This window comes from Streptomyces sp. NPDC051452 (assembly GCF_044454765.1).
GTDB lineage: Bacteria > Actinomycetota > Actinomycetes > Streptomycetales > Streptomycetaceae > Streptomyces.
The window spans coordinates 132,478-150,511 of record NZ_JBITEB010000006.1 but is presented as its reverse complement, the minus strand read 5'-3'; the positions used below and the strand labels follow the sequence as shown (position 1 = coordinate 150,511).

At 71.3% G+C, this 18,034-nt stretch carries 17 protein-coding genes; 11 read left to right on the top strand and 6 right to left on the bottom strand.

Annotation, left to right across the window (positions count from 1 at the left end):
* Window positions 1-67 precede the first annotated feature (67 nt).
* The 10 genes from ACIBA9_RS17460 to ACIBA9_RS17415 all read left to right on the top strand — a co-directional run bounded on the left by ACIBA9_RS17460 (window position 68) and on the right by ACIBA9_RS17415 (window position 9,251).
* Window positions 68-1,765: a nitrite/sulfite reductase gene (locus ACIBA9_RS17460; RefSeq protein ID WP_399363827.1), complete on the top strand. Its 1,698-nt coding sequence runs from the start codon at window positions 68-70 to the stop codon at window positions 1,763-1,765.
* Window positions 1,762-1,944: a hypothetical protein gene (locus ACIBA9_RS17455; protein ID WP_399363825.1), complete on the top strand. Its 183-nt coding sequence runs from the start codon at window positions 1,762-1,764 to the stop codon at window positions 1,942-1,944. Before ACIBA9_RS17460 ends, ACIBA9_RS17455 begins: the two co-directional genes overlap by 4 nt.
* Window positions 1,941-2,654: a phosphoadenylyl-sulfate reductase gene (locus tag ACIBA9_RS17450; RefSeq protein WP_399363823.1), complete on the top strand. Its 714-nt coding sequence runs from the start codon at window positions 1,941-1,943 to the stop codon at window positions 2,652-2,654. Before ACIBA9_RS17455 ends, ACIBA9_RS17450 begins: the two co-directional genes overlap by 4 nt.
* Entirely contained in the window at window positions 2,651-3,217 is a 567-nt protein-coding gene (gene cysC, locus ACIBA9_RS17445; RefSeq protein WP_399363821.1) for an adenylyl-sulfate kinase, read from the top strand. Before ACIBA9_RS17450 ends, cysC begins: the two co-directional genes overlap by 4 nt.
* A complete protein-coding gene (gene cysD / locus ACIBA9_RS17440; RefSeq protein WP_399363819.1) occupies window positions 3,214-4,149 on the top strand; it encodes a sulfate adenylyltransferase subunit CysD in 936 nt (311 codons plus the stop codon). Before cysC ends, cysD begins: the two co-directional genes overlap by 4 nt.
* 2 nt (window positions 4,150-4,151) lie before the next feature.
* The gene (locus tag ACIBA9_RS17435; protein ID WP_399363817.1) at window positions 4,152-5,486 is read left to right on the top strand and encodes a sulfate adenylyltransferase subunit 1; all 1,335 of its coding nucleotides are present in this window, start codon (window positions 4,152-4,154) and stop codon (window positions 5,484-5,486) included.
* Between the two features lie 234 nt (window positions 5,487-5,720).
* Complete coding sequence (locus ACIBA9_RS17430) at window positions 5,721-6,824, top strand: aliphatic sulfonate ABC transporter substrate-binding protein (protein WP_399363815.1); 1,104 nt, start codon at window positions 5,721-5,723, stop codon at window positions 6,822-6,824.
* 11 nt (window positions 6,825-6,835) lie between these two features.
* Window positions 6,836-7,639: an ABC transporter ATP-binding protein gene (locus tag ACIBA9_RS17425; RefSeq protein ID WP_362153115.1), complete on the top strand. Its 804-nt coding sequence runs from the start codon at window positions 6,836-6,838 to the stop codon at window positions 7,637-7,639.
* Window positions 7,626-8,504: an ABC transporter permease gene (locus ACIBA9_RS17420; RefSeq protein WP_399363813.1), complete on the top strand. Its 879-nt coding sequence runs from the start codon at window positions 7,626-7,628 to the stop codon at window positions 8,502-8,504. Before ACIBA9_RS17425 ends, ACIBA9_RS17420 begins: the two co-directional genes overlap by 14 nt.
* Window positions 8,505-8,510: 6 nt before the next feature.
* Complete coding sequence (locus tag ACIBA9_RS17415; RefSeq protein ID WP_399363811.1) at window positions 8,511-9,251, top strand: sirohydrochlorin chelatase; 741 nt, start codon at window positions 8,511-8,513, stop codon at window positions 9,249-9,251.
* A gap of 34 nt (window positions 9,252-9,285) precedes the next feature.
* On the opposite strand, the gene ACIBA9_RS17410 is transcribed toward ACIBA9_RS17415, so the two are convergent.
* Window positions 9,286-9,588 (bottom strand): hypothetical protein, encoded by a 303-nt coding sequence (locus ACIBA9_RS17410; protein ID WP_399363809.1) that lies wholly within the window; start codon window positions 9,586-9,588, stop codon window positions 9,286-9,288.
* A gap of 698 nt (window positions 9,589-10,286) precedes the next feature.
* Complete coding sequence (locus ACIBA9_RS17405) at window positions 10,287-10,838, bottom strand: DUF1697 domain-containing protein (RefSeq protein WP_399363807.1); 552 nt, start codon at window positions 10,836-10,838, stop codon at window positions 10,287-10,289.
* Between the two features lie 425 nt (window positions 10,839-11,263).
* Between ACIBA9_RS17405 and ACIBA9_RS17400 the strand changes: the two genes are divergently transcribed.
* Window positions 11,264-13,507 carry an MMPL family transporter gene (locus ACIBA9_RS17400; protein WP_399363805.1) on the top strand — a complete coding sequence of 748 codons (2,244 nt, stop codon included), beginning with the start codon at window positions 11,264-11,266 and terminating at the stop codon, window positions 13,505-13,507.
* Window positions 13,508-13,635: 128 nt separating this feature from the next.
* Here ACIBA9_RS17400 and mgt read toward each other — a convergent pair whose 3' ends face one another.
* From mgt to ACIBA9_RS17380, 4 genes are all read right to left on the bottom strand, one after another.
* A complete protein-coding gene (gene mgt / locus ACIBA9_RS17395; protein WP_399363803.1) occupies window positions 13,636-14,895 on the bottom strand; it encodes a macrolide-inactivating glycosyltransferase in 1,260 nt (419 codons plus the stop codon).
* A gap of 83 nt (window positions 14,896-14,978) precedes the next feature.
* Window positions 14,979-16,253, bottom strand: coding sequence for an ABC transporter substrate-binding protein (locus tag ACIBA9_RS17390; protein WP_399363801.1), 1,275 nt, complete (start codon window positions 16,251-16,253; stop codon window positions 14,979-14,981).
* Window positions 16,253-17,086, bottom strand: a complete 834-nt coding sequence (locus tag ACIBA9_RS17385) for a carbohydrate ABC transporter permease (RefSeq protein ID WP_399363799.1) — start codon at window positions 17,084-17,086, stop codon at window positions 16,253-16,255. The genes ACIBA9_RS17390 and ACIBA9_RS17385 overlap by 1 nt, the downstream gene beginning before the upstream one ends.
* Complete coding sequence (locus tag ACIBA9_RS17380) at window positions 17,083-17,994, bottom strand: carbohydrate ABC transporter permease (protein ID WP_399363797.1); 912 nt, start codon at window positions 17,992-17,994, stop codon at window positions 17,083-17,085. The genes ACIBA9_RS17385 and ACIBA9_RS17380 overlap by 4 nt, the downstream gene beginning before the upstream one ends.
* Window positions 17,995-18,034 lie beyond the last annotated feature (40 nt).

The window sequence follows — 18,034 nt, the reverse complement described above, 5'->3', positions numbered from 1 at the left end:
CCTGTCGGCGTGCGCTTGAATGTGCAGGTCAGAGCCGCTTTCCGCCTGTCCCGAAGGACGTAGAACCATGGCCGCCACCCCACCGAACCCCGACGCCTCCGCGCCCCGCCGCAGGGTCAGCCGTCACCGCGGCGAGGGTCAGTGGGCCGTGGGTCACCTCACCCCGCTCAACGGCAACGAGCAGTTCAAGAAGGACGACGACGGTCTCAATGTGCGGACACGCATTGAGACGATCTACTCCAAGCGCGGGTTCGACTCCATCGACCCCAACGACCTGCGCGGCCGGATGCGCTGGTGGGGGCTGTACACCCAGCGCAAGCCCGGGATCGACGGCGGCAAGACCGCGGTCCTGGAGCCGGAGGAGCTGGACGACAAGTACTTCATGCTGCGGGTCCGGATCGACGGCGGACGGCTGTCGACGCAGCAGCTGCGGGTCATCGGCGAGATCTCGCAGGAGTTCGCGCGCGGCACCGCCGACATCACCGACCGGCAGAACATCCAGCTGCACTGGATCCGCATCGAGGACGTGCCCGAGATCTGGAACCGGCTGGAGGCCGTCGGCCTGTCGACCACCGAGGCCTGCGGTGACACCCCCCGCGTGATCCTCGGCTCCCCGGTCGCCGGCATCGCCGCGGACGAGATCATCGACGGCACCCCCGCCATCGACGAGATCCACCGCCGGATCGTCGGCAACCCGGCCTTCTCGAACCTGCCCCGCAAGTTCAAGTCGGCGGTCTCCGGCTCGCCCCTGCTGGACGTGGCGCACGAGATCAACGACATCGCCTTCGTCGGCGTCGACCACCCCGAGCACGGTCCCGGCTTCGACCTGTGGGTCGGCGGCGGACTGTCCACCAACCCCAAGATCGGCGTGCGGCTGGGCGCCTGGGTCCCGCTGGAGGAGGTCGCCGACGTCCACGAAGGCGTCATCTCGATCTTCCGCGACTACGGCTACCGGCGCCTGCGCACCCGGGCCCGGCTGAAGTTCCTGGTCGCCGACTGGGGCGCGGAGAAGTTCCGGCAGGTGCTGGAGGACGAGTACCTGGGGCGGAAGCTGCTCGACGGCCCGGCCCCCGCACAGCCGGTGGAGCGCTGGCGTGACCACGTCGGTGTGCACCGGCAGAACGACGGCCGCTTCTACGTCGGTTTCGCGCCGCGCGTCGGCCGGGTCGACGGCACGCTGCTGACCAAGATCGCCGACGTCACCGAGGCGCACGGCTCGGGCCGCGTCCGCACCACGGTCGAACAGAAGATGATCGTGCTGGACGTCGAGGAGGCCCAGGTCGACTCGCTCGTCGCGGGGCTGGAGGCGCTCGGACTCACGGTCACCCCGTCGCCGTTCCGGCGCGGGACCATGGCGTGCACCGGCATCGAGTTCTGCAAGCTCGCCATCGTGGAGACCAAGGCGCGCGGCATCTCGCTGATCAGCGAACTGGAGCGCCGCATCCCGGACTTCGACGAGCCGATCACCATCAACCTCAACGGCTGCCCGAACGCCTGCGCCCGTATCCAGGTGGCGGACATCGGTCTCAAGGGCCAACTGGTCCTGGACGGGGACGGCAACCAGGTCGAGGGCTTCCAGGTGCATCTGGGCGGCGCGCTCGGGCTGGAGCCCGGCTTCGGCCGCAAGGTGCGCGGGCTGAAGGTCACCTCGAAGGAGCTGCCCGACTACATCGAGCGGGTGCTGAAGCGGTTCCAGGCCGAACGCGAGGAAGGCGAGCGGTTCGCCGCCTGGGCGTCGCGGGCCTCCGAGGAGGCGCTGTCATGAGCGAGCGAGCCGCACCCTTCTACTGCCCCTACTGCGGTGACGAGGACCTGCGTCCGAACGAGCAGGGTCACGGCGCCTGGGAATGCGGGGCATGCAACCGCGCATTCCAGCTGAAGTTCCTCGGGCTGCTGTCCCGGGGTCTGCAGCGAGCCGACAACGAGGGGGAGAGCGGGTCATGACGACGGCTCAGGAACGGCACCGCACGACCGAGCAGCTCAAGGCCCTCGCCGAGCAGGCGGGCCGCGACCTGGAGGACGCCTCCGCCCTGGAGATCCTGCGGTGGGCGGTGGACTCCTTCGGCAAGGGGTTCTGCGTCACCTCCTCCATGGAGGACGCCGTCGTCGCCCACCTCGCCTCGCGCGTGGCCAAGGGCGTCGACGTGGTCTTCCTCGACACCGGCTACCACTTCCCGGAGACCATCGGCACCCGGGACGCCGTCGAGGCCGTGATGGACGTCAACGTCATCACCCTCACGCCGAAGCGGACGGTCGCCGAGCAGGACGCCGAGCACGGCCCGAGGCTGCACGACCGTGACCCGGACCTGTGCTGCAAGCTGCGCAAGGTCCAGCCCCTGGAAGAGGGACTGAGGGGTTATCAGGCGTGGGCGACGGGCCTGCGCCGCGACGAGTCCCCGACCCGGGCGAACACCCCGGTCGTCGGCTGGGACGAGAAGCGGCGGAAGGTCAAGGTCTCCCCCATCGCCCGCTGGACGCAGACCGACGTGGACGCCTACATCGCCGAACACGGCGTGCTCACCAACCCGTTGCTGATGGACGGCTACCCCTCCATCGGTTGCGCCCCCTGCACCCGCAGGGTCCTGGAGGGCGAGGACGCGCGCGCCGGCCGCTGGGCGGGCCGGGGCAAGACCGAGTGCGGACTGCACGGATGACGAACGATCAGACTCAGGAGAACCACGTGACGACCGGAGCCACCGTCTGGCTCACGGGTCTGCCGAGCGCCGGCAAGACCACCATCGCCCACGAGCTGGCGGACCGGCTGCGGGCCGAGGGCCACCGGGCCGAGGTGCTCGACGGCGACGAGATCCGCGCGTTCATCTCGGCGGGCCTCGGCTTCACCCGGGAGGACCGGCACACCAACGTGCAGCGCATCGGCTTCGTCGCCGAACTGCTCGCCCGCAACGGCGTGAAGGCGCTGGTGCCGGTGATCGCCCCGTACGCGGACAGCCGGGACGCGGTGCGGGAGCGGCACGCGAAGAACGCCACGCCGTACCTGGAGATCCATGTGGCGACGCCGGTCGAGGTGTGCAGCGAGCGTGATGTGAAGGGGCTGTACGCCAAGCAGGCCGCGGGCGAGCTGACCGGCCTGACCGGGGTCGACGATCCGTACGAGGAGCCGCGGACGCCCGATCTGCGGATCGAGTCGCAGCACCAGACGGTTCGGGAGTCCGCCGCGTCCGTGCACGCGCTGCTGACCGAGAGGGGACTGGCATGACCGCGAGCGCAGAGGTCACGGACGGCACGGACAGCCCGTACGCGCTCTCGCACCTGGACGCGCTGGAGTCCGAGGCGGTGCACATCTTCCGTGAGGTGGCGGGCGAGTTCGAGAAGCCGGTGATCCTGTTCTCCGGCGGCAAGGACTCCATCGTCATGCTGCACCTGGCGTTGAAGGCGTTCAGGCCGGCCGCGGTCCCCTTCTCGCTGCTGCATGTGGACACCGGACACAACTTCCCCGAGGTCCTCGAGTACCGGGACCGTGTGGTGGCCGCACATGGGCTGCGCCTCCATGTGGCCTCCGTCCAGGACTACATCGACCGCGGTGTGCTCAAGGAGCGGCCCGACGGCACCCGCAACCCGCTCCAGACCGTTCCGCTGACGGAGCGGATCCAGAGCGAGCGGTTCGACGCCGTCTTCGGCGGTGGGCGCCGCGACGAGGAGAAGGCTCGCGCCAAGGAGCGCGTGTTCTCCCTGCGCGACGAGTTCTCCCAGTGGGACCCGCGCCGCCAGCGCCCCGAGCTGTGGAACCTGTACAACGGGCGCCACGCGCCGGGCGAGCACGTCCGGGTCTTCCCGCTGTCCAACTGGACCGAGCTGGACGTCTGGCAGTACATCGCCCGGGAGGGCATCGAGCTGCCGGAGATCTACTTCGCGCACGAACGGGAGGTGTTCCGGCGGGCCGGCATGTGGCTGACGGCCGGCGAGTGGGGCGGCCCGAAGGACAGCGAGGCCGTCGAGAAGCGCCTGGTGCGCTACCGGACCGTCGGCGACATGTCCTGCACGGGCGCCGTCGACTCCGACGCGACCACGCTGGACGCCGTCATCGCCGAGATCACCGCCTCCCGGCTCACCGAACGCGGCGCCACCCGCGCCGACGACAAGCTCTCCGAGGCCGCGATGGAAGACCGCAAGCGCGAGGGGTACTTCTAAGCATGAGCACGATCACGACCGAGGCCCTCTCGGCCACCACGCTGCTGCGGTTCGCCACCGCCGGCTCCGTCGACGACGGCAAGTCCACGCTGGTGGGCCGTCTGCTGCACGACTCCAAGTCGATCCTCACCGACCAGCTGGAGGCCGTGGAGCGCGCTTCGGCGAGCCGCGGCCAGGAGGCCCCGGACCTCGCGCTGCTCACCGACGGCCTGCGCGCCGAGCGCGAGCAGGGCATCACCATCGACGTGGCCTACCGCTACTTCGCCACGCCCCGGCGCCGGTTCATCCTCGCCGACACCCCGGGCCATGTGCAGTACACCCGCAACATGGTGACGGGCGCCTCCACCGCCGAGCTGACGGTGGTCCTCGTCGACGCCCGCAACGGCGTGGTGGAGCAGACCCGCCGGCACGCGGCGATCGCCGCCCTGCTCCGCGTCCCGCACGTCGTCCTCGCCGTCAACAAGATGGACCTCGTCGGGTACGAGGAGAACGTGTTCGCCGCGATCGCCGAGGAGTTCACGGCGTACGCCACCGAGCTGGGCGTCCCCGAGGTCACCGCGATCCCGATCTCGGCACTGGTCGGGGACAACGTGGTGGAGCCGTCCGCGCACATGGACTGGTACGGCGGTCCGACCGTGCTGGAGCACCTGGAGACCGTGCCGGTCAGCCACGACCTGGCGCACTGCCACGCCCGGCTGCCCGTGCAGTACGTGATACGGCCGCAGACCGCGGAGCACCCCGACTACCGGGGGTACGCGGGCCAGATCGCGGCCGGCACCTTCCGGGTCGGCGAGCAGGTCACGGTCCTGCCGTCCGGGCGGACCACGCGGATCTCCGCCATCGACCTGCTGGGCGAGCCGGTCGACGTGGCGTGGACGACGCAGTCGGTGACGGTCCTGCTGGAGGACGACATCGACGTCTCGCGCGGTGACCTGATCGTGCCGACCAAGGACGCGCCGGCCACCACGCAGGACATCGAGGCGACCGTCTGCCATGTCGCCGACGCCCCGCTGACCGTCGGGCACCGGGTGCTGCTCAAGCACGGCACGCGGACGGTCAAGGCGATCGTGCGGGACATCCCGTCCCGGCTGACGCTCGACGACCTGTCCCTGCACCCGCACCCGGGACAGCTCGTCGCCAACGACATCGGCCGGGTGAAGATCCGCACCGCCGAGCCGCTGCCGGCCGACTCCTACGCCGACTCGCGGCGCACCGGCTCCTTCATCCTCATCGACCCGGCCGACGGCACCACGCTCACCGCGGGCATGGTCGGCGAGTCGTTCGCGTCACCCGCGCTCGTCAAGGACGTGGCCGAGGAAGAGGGTTGGGACTTCTGAACGTGAAGACGACGGATGTCTACTCATCGTTCGCCAAGGAGGGCGGCCGCGTCGGCAGCGGCGTCCTCGGCAGCGGGCAGGGGGGAGTCGCGCGATGTGTGCGCTGACGTACGCGCACCGCTTGCGCGCCCTGTCCCCCCACCCGACGTCGAGGAAGCGACGAAGACCCTTGCCGACCTCCCGGCCGCGACCTGAGAGACCGTGACCGCCGGGCCTCCGAGAGGAACACCTCCCGTGCCTGCAACAACAACCTTCCGCCGTACCTTCGCGGTGATAGCCGCGCTGCCCCTGCTCACCCTGGCCGCCTGCGGCTACGGGTCCGACGCCAAGAAGAACGACACCGCCAAGGTCGCCGCCGGGGCCAAGAAGATCGACGGTCTCGACTCAGTCAAGATCGGGTACTTCGGCAACCTGACCCACGGAACCGCCCTGGTCGCCAACCAGAAGGGCTTCTTCCAGAAGCAGCTGGGCGCCACCGAGGCCAAGTACGCGACGTTCAACGCGGGTCCCTCGGAGATCGAGGCGCTGAACTCCGGGTCCATCGACATCGGCTGGATCGGCCCCTCCCCCGCCATCAACGGCTACGCCAAGTCCGACGGCAAGAGCCTGAAGATCATCGGTGGTTCGGCGTCGGGCGGTGTGAAGCTCGTGGTGAACCCCGACAAGATCAAGTCCCTGAAGGACGTGGAGGGCAAGCGGATCGCCACCCCGCAGCTGGGCAACACCCAGGACGTGGCGTTCCTGAACTGGGCCGCCGAGCAGGGCTGGAAGGTCGACGCACAGAGCGGCAAGGGTGACGTCACGGTCGTCCGCACCGACAACAAGATCACGCCGGACGCCTTCAAGTCGGGGTCCGTCGACGGTGCGTGGGTGCCGGAGCCGACCGCGTCGAAGCTGGTCGCCGAGGGCGGCAAGGTGCTGCTGGACGAGTCGACGCTGTGGCCGGGCAAGAAGTTCGTGATCACCAACATCATCGTCCGCCAGGCCTTCCTCAAGGAGCACCCGAAGGCGGTCGAGGCCGTCCTGAAGGCCTCGGTCGAGGCCAACAAGTGGATCAACGCCAACCCGGACGAGGCGAAGGCCGCCGCGAACAAGCAGCTGGAGGCCGACTCCGGCAAGGCGCTGCCGGCCGCCGTCCTGGACCCGGCCTGGAAGTCGATCCAGTTCATCGACGACCCGCTCGCCTCCACGCTCCGCACCGAGGCCGACCACGCGGTCAAGGCCGGGCTGCTGAAGAAGCCGGACCTGAAGGGGATCTACGACCTCACGCTTCTCAACAAGGTCCTCAAGGCGCAGGGCGCGAGCCCGGTCGACGCCGCCGGTCTCGGCAGCAGCTGACGCGAGTCCCGATGAGTTCCCAGGAGGTGACGACCATGGCCACGACTCTCACCAAGACCGCCGAGTCGGTCGAGTACGCCGCACGCCTCGAGCATGTCTCGAAGTCCTTCGCGACGCCGGGCGGACAGCAGCTCGTCCTGGACGACATCAGCATCGATGTCGCGCCGGGCGAGTTCGTCACCCTCCTGGGGGCCTCGGGCTGCGGCAAGTCCACACTGCTGAACCTGGTGGCCGGCCTCGACCGGCCGACGGCCGGCTCCATCGCCACGGACGGCCGCCCGGCCCTGATGTTCCAGGAACACGCGCTCTTCCCGTGGCTGACCGCCGGCAAGAACATCGAACTCGCCCTCAGGCTGAGGGGAGTTCCCAAGCCCGAGCGGCGTGGCAAGGCCGAGGAGCTGCTCGCACTGGTCCGGCTCGGCGGCGCGTACGGCAAGCGGGTGCACGAGCTGTCCGGCGGTATGCGTCAGCGGGTGGCGCTGGCCCGGGCGCTGGCGCAGGAGAGCCAGATCCTTCTGATGGACGAGCCCTTCGCGGCGCTGGACGCCATCACCCGGGACGTACTGCACGACGAGCTCACCCGGATCTGGGCGGAGACGGGTGTGTCGGTCCTGTTCGTCACACACAATGTGCGCGAGGCGGTCCGGCTCGCGCAGCGGGTCGTCCTGCTGTCCTCCCGCCCGGGCCGGATCGCGCGCGAGTGGACGGTCGACATCCCGCAGCCGCGCCGGATCGAGGACGCGCCCGTGGCCGAACTGTCCCTTGAGATCACCGATGTACTGCGTGGGGAGATCCGCCGTCATGGCCAGCACTGAGACGACACCGGTCCCGGACGCCGGGAGCGTGGAGGCGGGCCTGGACGCGCTGGAGACCACGGCCACCGGCCGGCCGACGCTCCGGCAGACGCTCGTCGGCAAGATCCTGCCGCCGATCGTCGCCGTCGCGGTGGTCCTGGTCGCCTGGACCCTGCTGTACCCGGTGGTCGACGACCCGGCCAAGCTCCCCTCGCCGGCGGCGGTGGGCCACGCGTTCCAGGACGCCTGGCTGCGCGGCGACCTGGTCGGCTACATCTGGACCAGCGTCTCGCGCGGCCTGCTGGGCTTCTTCTTCGCGCTGCTCATCGGCACCCCGCTGGGTCTGCTGGTGGCCCGGGTGAAGTTCGTGCGCGCGGCCATCGGCCCGATCCTGTCCGGACTGCAGTCGCTGCCCTCGGTGGCGTGGGTGCCCCCGGCCGTGATCTGGCTGGGACTGAACAACTCCATGATGTACGCGGTGATCCTGCTCGGAGCGGTCCCCTCCATCGCCAACGGCCTGGTGTCCGGAGTCGACCAGGTGCCGCCGCTCTTCCTGCGTGCGGGCCGCACGATGGGCGCGACGGGCGTCAAGGGCGTCTGGCACGTCACCCTTCCCGCGGCTCTGCCCGGCTATGTGGCGGGCCTGAAGCAGGGCTGGGCGTTCTCCTGGCGCTCGCTGATGGCCGCGGAGATCATCGCCCAGTTCCCCGATCTGGGCGTGGGTCTCGGCCAGTTGCTGGAGAACGCCCGCACCGCCAGCGACATGGCGATGGTGTTCGAGGCGATCCTGCTCATCCTGTTCGTCGGTATCGCGATCGACCTGCTGATCTTCAGCCCGCTGGAGCGGTGGGTGCTGCGCAGTCGCGGTCTGCTGGTGAAGAGCTGAGGTCTCGTGTCCACACAGCCCGTTCTCCTCGTCATCGCCCACGGCAGCCGTGATCCGCGGCATGCGGCGACCGTGCACGCCCTGGTGGAGCGGGTACGGTCGCTGCGGCCGGGGCTGCGGGTGGAGACCGGCTTCCTGGACTTCAGCGTGCCCTCGGTGCGCGGGCTGCTGGAGTCGCTGGCGGCCGAGGGGGTGCGGGACGTGGTCGCCCTGCCGCTGCTGCTGACCCGCGCCTTCCACGCCAAGTCGGACATCCCGGCCGTACTACGGGAGGCGCCGGCGCGGCTGCGGATCCGGCAGGCGGAGGTGCTCGGCCCGTCCCCGCTGCTGCTGTCGGCACTGGAACGGCGTCTGTCCGAGGCGGGACTCACGCCGGCCGACCGGTCCTCGACCGGGGTCGTGCTGGCCGCGGCCGGGTCGAGCGACCCGGCGGCGATCGCGGTGGTCCGCGGTGTCGCGCGGGAGTGGCGGCGCACCGGCTGGCGCGCCGTGCGGTGCGCGTTCGCCTCGGCGTCCCTGCCGCGCACCGAGGACGCGGTGCGCGCGCTGCGCGCCCTCGGCTGCGAGCGGGTCGCCGTCGCGCCCTATGTCCTGGCCCCCGGCTTCCTGCCGGACCGGATCGCGCGGGGCGCGGCCGAGGCGGACCTGCTGGCGGAGGTACTGGGGCCGGCCCCCGAGGTGGCGCGACTGCTGCTGCGCCGCTACGACGCCGCCCGTCGGCCGGCACTCGCCGCGCTCGGCGCCTGAGCAGGGCGCTGGCCTTCGGGCCGGCCCGGTGCGGTCACAGGCCGAGGGCGTGCGTGAGGTGCTGGGTGAAGGTGAGGCTGCCGGTGCCGGCGGCCGCCCTGATGGCGATGTTCTCCAGCGCGGAACGGATCCGGCCGCGGTTGGGCGGCAGTCCGTCCTCGGCGGACAGGCCGAGTTCGTGCTGGATGCTCTCGCCCTGGTCGACGAGTTCGGGGTACTCGGCGTGCAGCGTCGCGGTGAGCCGGTCGGCGACGTCCATGAGGGTTTCCAGGTCGGGTCCGTTGATGTCGCCGAAGCCGGCCGATCCGTTGACGTGTCCGAAGTTGTACGTGCTCATGTGGTGTCCTCGCATGTGTTCGTCAGGGGGCTACCGGTCCTGAGCAGCCGTCGGGGCCGGGGGCGCCGCGGCTTCGGTGCGGGCGGGCCCGGGCCGCTGACGTTACCGATCCCGGTGGTTCGCGCGCGGGGGGTCCGTACGCGTGCGGCGTCCGGGTGACGGCGGGGCGGGCGTTGATCGGCGCCCTGGTCTGGCCGGGTCGGCCCGTGCGGTGGTGACGGCGCCGAGTGGGCCGAAAATCGCCACCCATCCGGGTGACCGGTGTGCGTTGACCGGGCACCGGACGCCGCCGGGAACGGCGAGAGTTGCGGCTGCGTGAGGGTCATGGGCCGCCCGTCTCCTTCGTCCGTTCCGCTTCGGCCGTTGCGCGCGCTTCAGCCTAGGAAGAAGGTGCCGGACTTTTCGCGGAGTTCGACGAGCCGGGCCCGTCGACGGCGGGCACGTGGTAACGGCCCCGCGATCCGGCGCTCCCCTGTGGCGTCGGACCGCGGTGGCTCTTCGTTCTGCGCCGGTCCCGGCCCGCGCGTCACACCCGCGACGGCACCCGGGCCGACGGAGGGACGGTTATCGGCCACTTCGAGCCCGGCTCGGCTGGCGGCCCTGATCCGGCCGTCCGCGCCGAAGGGGAACGCAGGTGAACGCCGGCCGAAGGTGAAGGCCGACCGAAGGTGAGGGCCGGCCGGTCGGGGACCGGAGCGTCAGGCCTGGGGAGCGGTCAGTTCGACGAGCTTGAGCACGGTGTTCCAGTTCCGGCTGGTGGCGATCAGACCCTTGGTGATCCGCGGGCGGCCCAGCTGCTCGGCGAGCTTGGAGCGGCCGAGGCCGTCCGGGGCGTACAGGTAGAGGCAGCGGTCGCCGAGCCGGAACTCCTCGGGGAGACGGGCGGCTTGGTCGATCTCCGCGAACCGGTCGGGGGTGACGGGCGCGGAGAAGTAGGTGACGTGCAGTTGCCTGGCTTCGAGGTCGGCGGCCGGGAACGGACAGGCCTCGGCGACGGCGCTCAGATAGGCGTGGTCGCGCACGAGCACGTCGACCGCGAAGCCGAAGCGCTCCTCGATCGCCCGGCTCAGCCGCTCCGCCAGCGACTGTGTGTCACCGTCGTCGGTGGTGAAGACCGCCTGGCCGCTCTGCAGATGGGTGCGGACGCCGGTGTGGCCGAGCCCGGTCATGAGCGTGCGCAGTTCGGCCATGGGGAGCTTTCTGCCGCCGCCGACATTGATTCCGCGCAGCAGCGCCGCATAGGTGGTCATCCGGCCACCCTAGAACGGTCGCCGTGCCCCGTGGGGGCGGGCACGACGACCGCGGGACCGGCGCGTGCCGGTTGCGCGAAACTCTGGCCGATCACCCCGGTGCGGATCAACTCCTACACGCAGCTGTGACTTGTTCAACAAGGTTCCGTAATCACAAAGTGGATCTCTGTCGGCGGATCGGACACGCGGATGGGCGGCGAGGTGAGCGGCAGAGCGAGGATCACCGGACCGCGCCCCTGAGTGGTGTCCCGGAGAACCGGCGATAGATGTAAGGGGCCGCCGTCCTCCCCAGTGGTGAGCCGGGGCCGCCGCACCTCACCGGGCAGCACGACGAGACGCCCCCCTCCGGCCCCCTACCGTCGTAGCGGAGCAAGCGCAGGTGTGGCGGCAGGGGGCCGTCACCGCACACGAGGGGGATGCCCGCCATGGGGAAGACACAGGTGCGGGGACTGGCCGCCCGCGCCGGCGGCTGGAGCGCCCGGCACCGCTGGGCGGCCGTCGGTATATGGGTGTTGTTCGTCGTCCTGGCGATGGGACTCGGCTCGGCGGCGGGCCGGGTCGACGTGGACGAGGGCAATCAGCTCACGGGCGAGACCCACACCGCGGCACGGATCATCGACGACGCGGGGATCAAGGAGCCGGCCGGGGAGACCGTCCTGATCCAGTCCGAGGGCGGTGCCGTCACCGCCACGAGCGGCGCGTTCCGGGCCGCCGTCGCCGATGTCGTCAAGGCCGTCGACGGCACCGGCGAGGTCACGGCGGTGACCTCACCGTACGACACGCACACCGTCTCCCGGGACGGCCGCAGCGCGCTGGTGCGGTTCGACCTGCGCGGTGACGCGAAGACGGCCGCCGACCGGATCGAGCCGGTGCTGAAGGCCGTCGCCGGGGTGCAGCAGCGGCACGAGGGCCTGCGGATCGAGGAGATCGGCGGCGCCAGCATGCAGAAGCAGTACCAGGACGCCTTCGGGGACGACTTCCAGCAGGCCGAGTACTCGGCCGTGCCGGTGGCCCTCGGCATCCTGCTGATCGCCTTCGGGGCGCTGGTGGCCGCGCTGCTCCCGGTGGCCCTCGCGATCACCGCGATCATGGCGACGATGGGCCTGATGGGCCTGGTGAGCCATCTGCAGCCGATGAGCGACACCGCCAACTCCGTGATGCTGCTGGTCGGTCTGGCCGTGGGCGTCGACTACTGCCTGTTCTATCTGCGCCGCGAGCGGGAGGAACGGGCCGCCGGGCGGGACGCGGACACCGCGCTGCGAATCGCCGCCGCCACCAGTGGCCGGGCGATCGTCGTCTCCGGCGTCACCGTGTGCGTGGCGATGGCGGGCATGCTGTTCACCGGCCTCGCCGAGTTCGAGGCGATGGGCCTGGCCTCGCTGATGGTGGTGGCGGTCGCCATGGTCGGATCGGTGACGGTCCTGCCCGCGCTGCTGTCGCTGCTCGGCGAGCGGGTCGAGAAGGGGCGCCTTCCGTTCCTCGGGCGCCGGCGCCGGCAGCGCGGCGCGCAGGACGGCAGCCGGTTCTGGTCGGCCGTCCTGCGGGTCGTGCTGGCCAGGCCGCTGGTGTCGGTCGTCGTCGCGGCCGGCGCGCTGCTGGCGATCGCCGCGCCCGCGGTGGGCATGAAGACCCAGCAGCTCACGCTGGACCAGGAGTTCGGCGACTCGCTCCCCATGGTGCAGACCTACAACCGGGTCAACGACGCCTTCCCGGGCGGCAGCGAACCCGCCCAGGTCGTCGTCCAGGCCAAGGACATCAACGCCCCCGAGGTCCGCCGGGCGCTGGCGGACTTCAAGAAGGAGGCGATCGCCTCGGGCGCCTCGCGCGGCCCGATAGACATCAAGCTGCACGACGAGCGCAACGTGGCCCTGGTGTCGGTACCGCTGGTCGGCGGCTCGGACATGGACAGGGCGACCCGGAGTCTGGAGAAGCTGCGCGACGAGGTGCGCCCGGCGACGCTCGGCAAGGTCGACGGCGTGCGGGCACCGGTGACCGGACAGGTCGCGGGCAACCACGACTTCAACGACCAGTTGATGGGCTCGGTCGTCCCGGTCTTCGCGTTCGTGGTCGTCTTCGCCTTCCTGCTGATGCTGCTGTCGTTCCGCTCGCTGACCATCGCGATCACGTCGATCGTGCTGAACCTGCTGTCGGTGGCCGCCGCCTACGGTGTGCTCGTCGCCGTCTTCCAGCACGGCTGGGGTGCCTCGCTGGTGGGCGCGGAGGGCGTCGGCGCGATCGTGACCTGGCTGCCGCTGTTCCTCTTCGTGATCCTGTTCGGGCTGTCCATGGACTACCACGTGTTCGTGGTCTCCCGGATCCGCGAGGCACGGCTGCGCGGCCGGGACACCAGGGACGCGATCCGGCACGGGGTGGTCACCACGGCGGGGGTCGTCACCAGCGCCGCGGTCATCATGGTCGCCGTGTTCGCGATCTTCGGCACCCTGTCCATGCAGTCCATGAAGCAGATGGGTGTGGGTCTGGCGGCGGCCGTCCTCATCGACGCGACCGTGATCCGCGGGGTACTGCTGCCGGCGGTGATGGCGCTGCTCGGTGAGCGCAACTGGTATCTGCCCAGGTGGCTGCACCGACTGCCGGATCTCACCCACGACGAGGCGCCCGAGACGATCGCGCGGCCGGTGCCCGAGGAGGGCGAGCGGGTTCCGGTCTGACGCCTCCCGGCCGGGGCGGGGTCCGTCGATTCCACGGGGGGATCGACGGGCCCCGCCCCGTCCCCGGCGGTTTCGACACCCGGCCGGTACCGGGCGGTTCGGCATCGCGGGCCGTCGGAGACGGTCCGCTATCGGTGGCGGTCCGCGGGCAGCTCGGCCTCGATGAGGTCCGCCGCGCGCAGGGTGCCGCCCTCCTGGGCCATGTCCGCCTGGATCGCCTTCAGTCGACGGGCGACCTCGGGGTCGTCCACCAGGGCGAGGGCGGCCTCGCGCAGGCGGTCGGCGGTGGCCTCCTCGGTGGCCAGCCGCCGGGCGACGCCGAGCGCCAGGAGCATGTCGGCGTTGCCGAACTGGTCGGCGGCCTGCGGTACGGCGATCATCGGGGTGGCCGTGGCCAGACCCTCCTGGCTGCCGCCGGCGCCCGCGTGCGTGACGAACAGGTCGGCCTGTCGCAGGATCGCCAACTGCGGCACCCAGGAGTGCAGTTCGGCGTTGTCCGGCAGGTCCCCCAGCTCGGCCGGGTCCACCTGCCTGCCGATCTGCAGGACCAGGTGCCAGCCGGGCAGGTCCCCGAAGGCACGCAGGCACTGCCGGTAGAAGCCGGGCTGCTTGGTGAAGGTCGAGCCGAGGGACACCAGGGCGACCTTCTCGGCACCGGCGGGCCGCTGCCAGTCGCCCTGCTCGCTCCGGTCGCCCTGGCAGGCGCCGACGAAGGAGTGGACCCGCTCGTCGACCCGGTCGGCGTGCGGCTGGAGGGCCTTGGGGATGAGCACCAACGAGCGTGCGGGACGGCCGACGAAGGAGTCGGGGTGTTCGGTGATCCCGTTCTCCGCCAGCCAGGCCGCGAACCGGGCGTAGTAGGCCCGCCCGCGCTCGGTCTTCCTCGGCTCGGCCCACATCGGCTCGGCGACCTCCTCCTCGTAGCCCTCCCAGGCGACGAGGCACGGGGACAGGGAGATCGCCGGGACGCCCCAGCGGTGGGCGAGGACGCGGGCCGGATAGGACGCGATGTCGTGCAGGACCAGGTCGGGCCGATCGCCCTCGTACGCCTCGATCAGTTGCGGGAGCGCCTGGATCGCGTCCGCCAGGAACGGTTCGACATGGTCGAGCAGGGTCGAACCCCAGGCCTCGGGATCGGCGTCGGGGCCGGGCAGCGTCGAGGTGTAGGGCACCGGGCGGGCGCCGGTGGCGGCCACCTTGTCGGCGAACGCGGGCGGGACGGCGTAGGTGACCCGGTGCCCGCGGGCCACCAGCTCCCGGATCACCTCCAGGCTGGGGTTCACATGGCCGTGGGCGGCGATGGAGAACATGGCGATGTGGGCGGGGGTGGCGGGGGGCGTGGCGAGTGCGCTTCGCGCGGGCGTGGTCCGGGGCGAGGTCGTGGTCATGGGAAGGACCCTACGCAAGACGAGACGTCTCGTCTACCTCGTTTTCCGTGCCGGGCCACGCACCTGCCGGACGGTTCGCCGGCTCAGCGTTGATAGCGGGCCAGGACCAGGTTGCCGTCCCTCTGCAGACGGTGGCGCAGCTCGGTGAGGGAGATCGCGCCGCTGTAGTACTCCTGGTAGGCGGGGGTGGCGACCTTGTCCTTCCACTCGGGGTAGCCGCGGACGGACTGCGCGGGCGCCGTGCGGAGCCGGGCGGCGAGGGCGGTGCCGGTCGCCCACCCGTACTTCGCGGTGTGCAGGGCGGGATCGGCGAGCGCCCGGGTGCCGGTGGGGAGCATCCAGTCGCCGAGCGCGAGGCGGACCATGTTCCGGGGCCGCAGCAGGAAGTCGATGAAGGCGGCCGCCTCCTTCTTGTGCGGGCAGTCGGCGGAGACGGACAGGGTCTGCGGGGACACGCCCTGGGTGAGCCCGTCGGAGCCGGCCGGGGCGGGCAGTACCTCCCAGCTGAATCCCTTCGGAGCCTGCCGCACGATCTGCTGGCGGTAGGAGAAGCCCAGCGGGACCATCGCGTACCGGCCGCCGAAGAGGCCGGGCAGTGTGTCGGAGCCGCCGCTGCCGAGCGTCGAGGCGGGGGCGCTGTGGTCGACGGCGACCTGTTCGTGGACGGTGCGCGGCACGACCTCGTCGCCGGTCGTGAAGCGCACGGCGACCTTGCCGTCCGCACCCCGGTGGAAGAGCCGGCCACCCGCCGACAGCGACAGGTTGAGCGTGGCGGAGACGGGCTCCTTGAGCGGCCAGGCCACCCCGTATGTCCCGGGCCCGCTCAGCTCCTTGGCGACCTGCCGGAACTCCGCCCAGCTCCAGGGGTGTTCCGGTGTCGGGATGCGGACCCTCGCGGCGCGCAGCCGGGCGGCGTCGGCGATCAGCACCCGGGGCTCCTGGAGGAACGGAACGCCGTAGACGCCGTGTCCGAAGGTCGTCGCCTGCCAGCCGCGCCTCGGGATGTCGGACCGGAGCCGGGCGGGCAGCAGGCCGGTCAGGTCGGCGAGGTAGCCACCGTAGGCGAAGTCGGCGAGGTCGTCGGAGGCGTCGTGGATGACGTCCGGCGCCTGACCGCCCTCGAAGGAGGTGAGCAACTGGTCGTGCACGCTGTCCCAACTGCCCTGGACGTACTCGACCCTGACGCCCGGGTGGGTCGCGTTCCACTGCCTCACCAGGTCCTTGTTGGCGGCGACGGACTCCGGCTGCCAGGCCAGGGACTGGAAGCGCAGGGTGATCGGGCCGCCGGCGTGCCTTGGTGAGGAGCAGCCGGCGACGAGCAGCAGGAGCGCCAGAAGCACCTTGGCGGGGGTCCTCATCAGCTCTTCACCGCCCCGGTGAGCAGGCCGCCGGCGATCCGCCGCTGGACGAGGGCGAAGACGGCCACGGAGGGCAGGGTGGCGAGGAAGGCGGCCGCGGCCAGCGGGCCGAGGTCGGCCACGCCCTCGGCGCCGATGAAGTGGGTGAGGACGACCGGGAGGGTCTGTCTGCCGGGGCTCTTGAGCAGCACCAGCGCGAAGAAGAACTCGTTCCACGCGGTGACGAACGCGAACAGCGCGGTCGCCGCGATGCCCGGCGCCAGCAGCGGTGCCGTCACCGACACCAGGGTGCGCAGCCGTCCGGCGCCGTCGACGGCCGCCGCCTCCTCCAGTTCGACGGGCACCGCCCGGACGTGGCCGACGAGCATCCACAGCGCGAACGGCATCGCCCACACCACGTACACCAGCACCAGCCCGGTCAGGGAGTCGATCAGGCGCAGGTTCTTCAGCACCAGGAACAGCGGGATGATCAGCAGCACGAAGGGGAACGCCTGACTGACCACCACCCAGCCCGTGGCGGCCCGGGCCAGGCGGGTGCGCCGCCGGGCCATGACGTAGGCCATCGGGGTCGCGACGAGTACGGCGACGGCGGCGGTGCAGAGCGCCACCAGCAGGGAGTTGAGGGCGGCGTGCGCCAGCGGTTGTTCGGTGAAGGCCTGCCGGACGTTGGCCAGGGTGGGGTGGCGCGGGATCCAGGTCGGGTGCAGACTGCCCAGCTCGCGCGGGGACTTGAGCGCGGTGGACAGCAGCCACAGCAGGGGGAAGGCCAGGAACAGCAGATAGCCGAGCAGGGCGGCGTACTGACCGGCGCGGGCGGTGCGGCGGAACCTCACGCGTCGTCACCGCCTCGCAGCCGGCCTGCCAGGAACACGGCGAGCAGGACCGCGACGACCGCGACCAGCACGCAGCCCATGGCCGCCGCGTAGCCGAACTGGCCGTAGCGGAAGGCCTCCTCGTAGGCGAAGAGCATGGGCAACCGGGTCTTTCCGCCGGGTCCGCCGCTGGTGAGGACGTAGACCAGGGCGAAGGAGTTGAGGTTCCAGATCAGATTGAGCGCGGTGATCGCGAGGGCCACCGGTCGGAGTGCGGGCCAGGTGACCGCGCGGAAGCGGCGCCAGGCGCCCGCGCCGTCCACGGCGGCGGCCTCGTGGAGTTCCCGCGGCACGTTCTGCAGTCCGGCGAGCAGGGCGACCGTGGTCTGCGGCAGGCCCGCCCAGACGCCTACGACGATGACGGCGGGCAGCGCGGTGGCCAGTCCGCTCAGCCAGTCCCGGCCGCTGCCGATGCCGAGGTCGCGCAGGGTCTCGTTGAGCACGCCGGCGTCCGGGTTGTAGACGAGCCGCCACATGATGCCGACGACGACCTCGGGCATCGCCCAGGGCACGATCGCCAGGGCGCGGGCCACCGTGCGCAGGCGCAGGTCCCGGTCGAGCAGGAGGGCCAGGCCGAGGGCGAGCAGGAACTGGGGCACGGTGACTCCGGCCGCCCAGACGAGCCCGATCCGGAACGACTCCCAGAAGAGGGTGTCGTGCAGCAGGTCCCGGAAGTTGAGGGCACCGATCCACCGGGTGGCGGCCGTGCGGCCGGACTGGGCGTCGGTGAAGGCGAGCAGGACGCCGTAGAGCAGGGGGCCGACACTGAGCACGAGGATCGGGACGAGGGCGGGCAACACCAGGAACCAGGCGCCGTGATCGCCGCTCCGGCGACGGGCGGGCCGCCGCGTTTCGGCCACTGCTGTCACGGAATCAGCCCCTTTGCCGGCACCGGTTGGCGTGTTCATG

Bases quoted from the DNA above. Each gene is read 5' to 3' on its own strand.
- mgt (WP_399363803.1), bottom strand. From the start codon at position 14,895: ATGACCACGACCTCGCCCCGGACCACGCCCGCGCGAAGCGCACTCGCC.
- ACIBA9_RS17435 (WP_399363817.1), top strand. From the start codon at position 4,152: ATGAGCACGATCACGACCGAGGCCCTCTCGGCCACCACGCTGCTGCGG.
- ACIBA9_RS17400 (WP_399363805.1), top strand. From the start codon at position 11,264: ATGGGGAAGACACAGGTGCGGGGACTGGCCGCCCGCGCCGGCGGCTGG.
- ACIBA9_RS17410 (WP_399363809.1), bottom strand. From the start codon at position 9,588: ATGAGCACGTACAACTTCGGACACGTCAACGGATCGGCCGGCTTCGGC.
- ACIBA9_RS17455 (WP_399363825.1), top strand. From the start codon at position 1,762: ATGAGCGAGCGAGCCGCACCCTTCTACTGCCCCTACTGCGGTGACGAG.
- ACIBA9_RS17450 (WP_399363823.1), top strand. From the start codon at position 1,941: ATGACGACGGCTCAGGAACGGCACCGCACGACCGAGCAGCTCAAGGCC.
- ACIBA9_RS17460 (WP_399363827.1), top strand. From the start codon at position 68: ATGGCCGCCACCCCACCGAACCCCGACGCCTCCGCGCCCCGCCGCAGG.
- ACIBA9_RS17390 (WP_399363801.1), bottom strand. From the start codon at position 16,253: ATGAGGACCCCCGCCAAGGTGCTTCTGGCGCTCCTGCTGCTCGTCGCC.
- ACIBA9_RS17405 (WP_399363807.1), bottom strand. From the start codon at position 10,838: ATGACCACCTATGCGGCGCTGCTGCGCGGAATCAATGTCGGCGGCGGC.
- ACIBA9_RS17425 (WP_362153115.1), top strand. From the start codon at position 6,836: ATGAGTTCCCAGGAGGTGACGACCATGGCCACGACTCTCACCAAGACC.
- cysC (WP_399363821.1), top strand. From the start codon at position 2,651: ATGACGAACGATCAGACTCAGGAGAACCACGTGACGACCGGAGCCACC.
- cysD (WP_399363819.1), top strand. From the start codon at position 3,214: ATGACCGCGAGCGCAGAGGTCACGGACGGCACGGACAGCCCGTACGCG.
- ACIBA9_RS17420 (WP_399363813.1), top strand. From the start codon at position 7,626: ATGGCCAGCACTGAGACGACACCGGTCCCGGACGCCGGGAGCGTGGAG.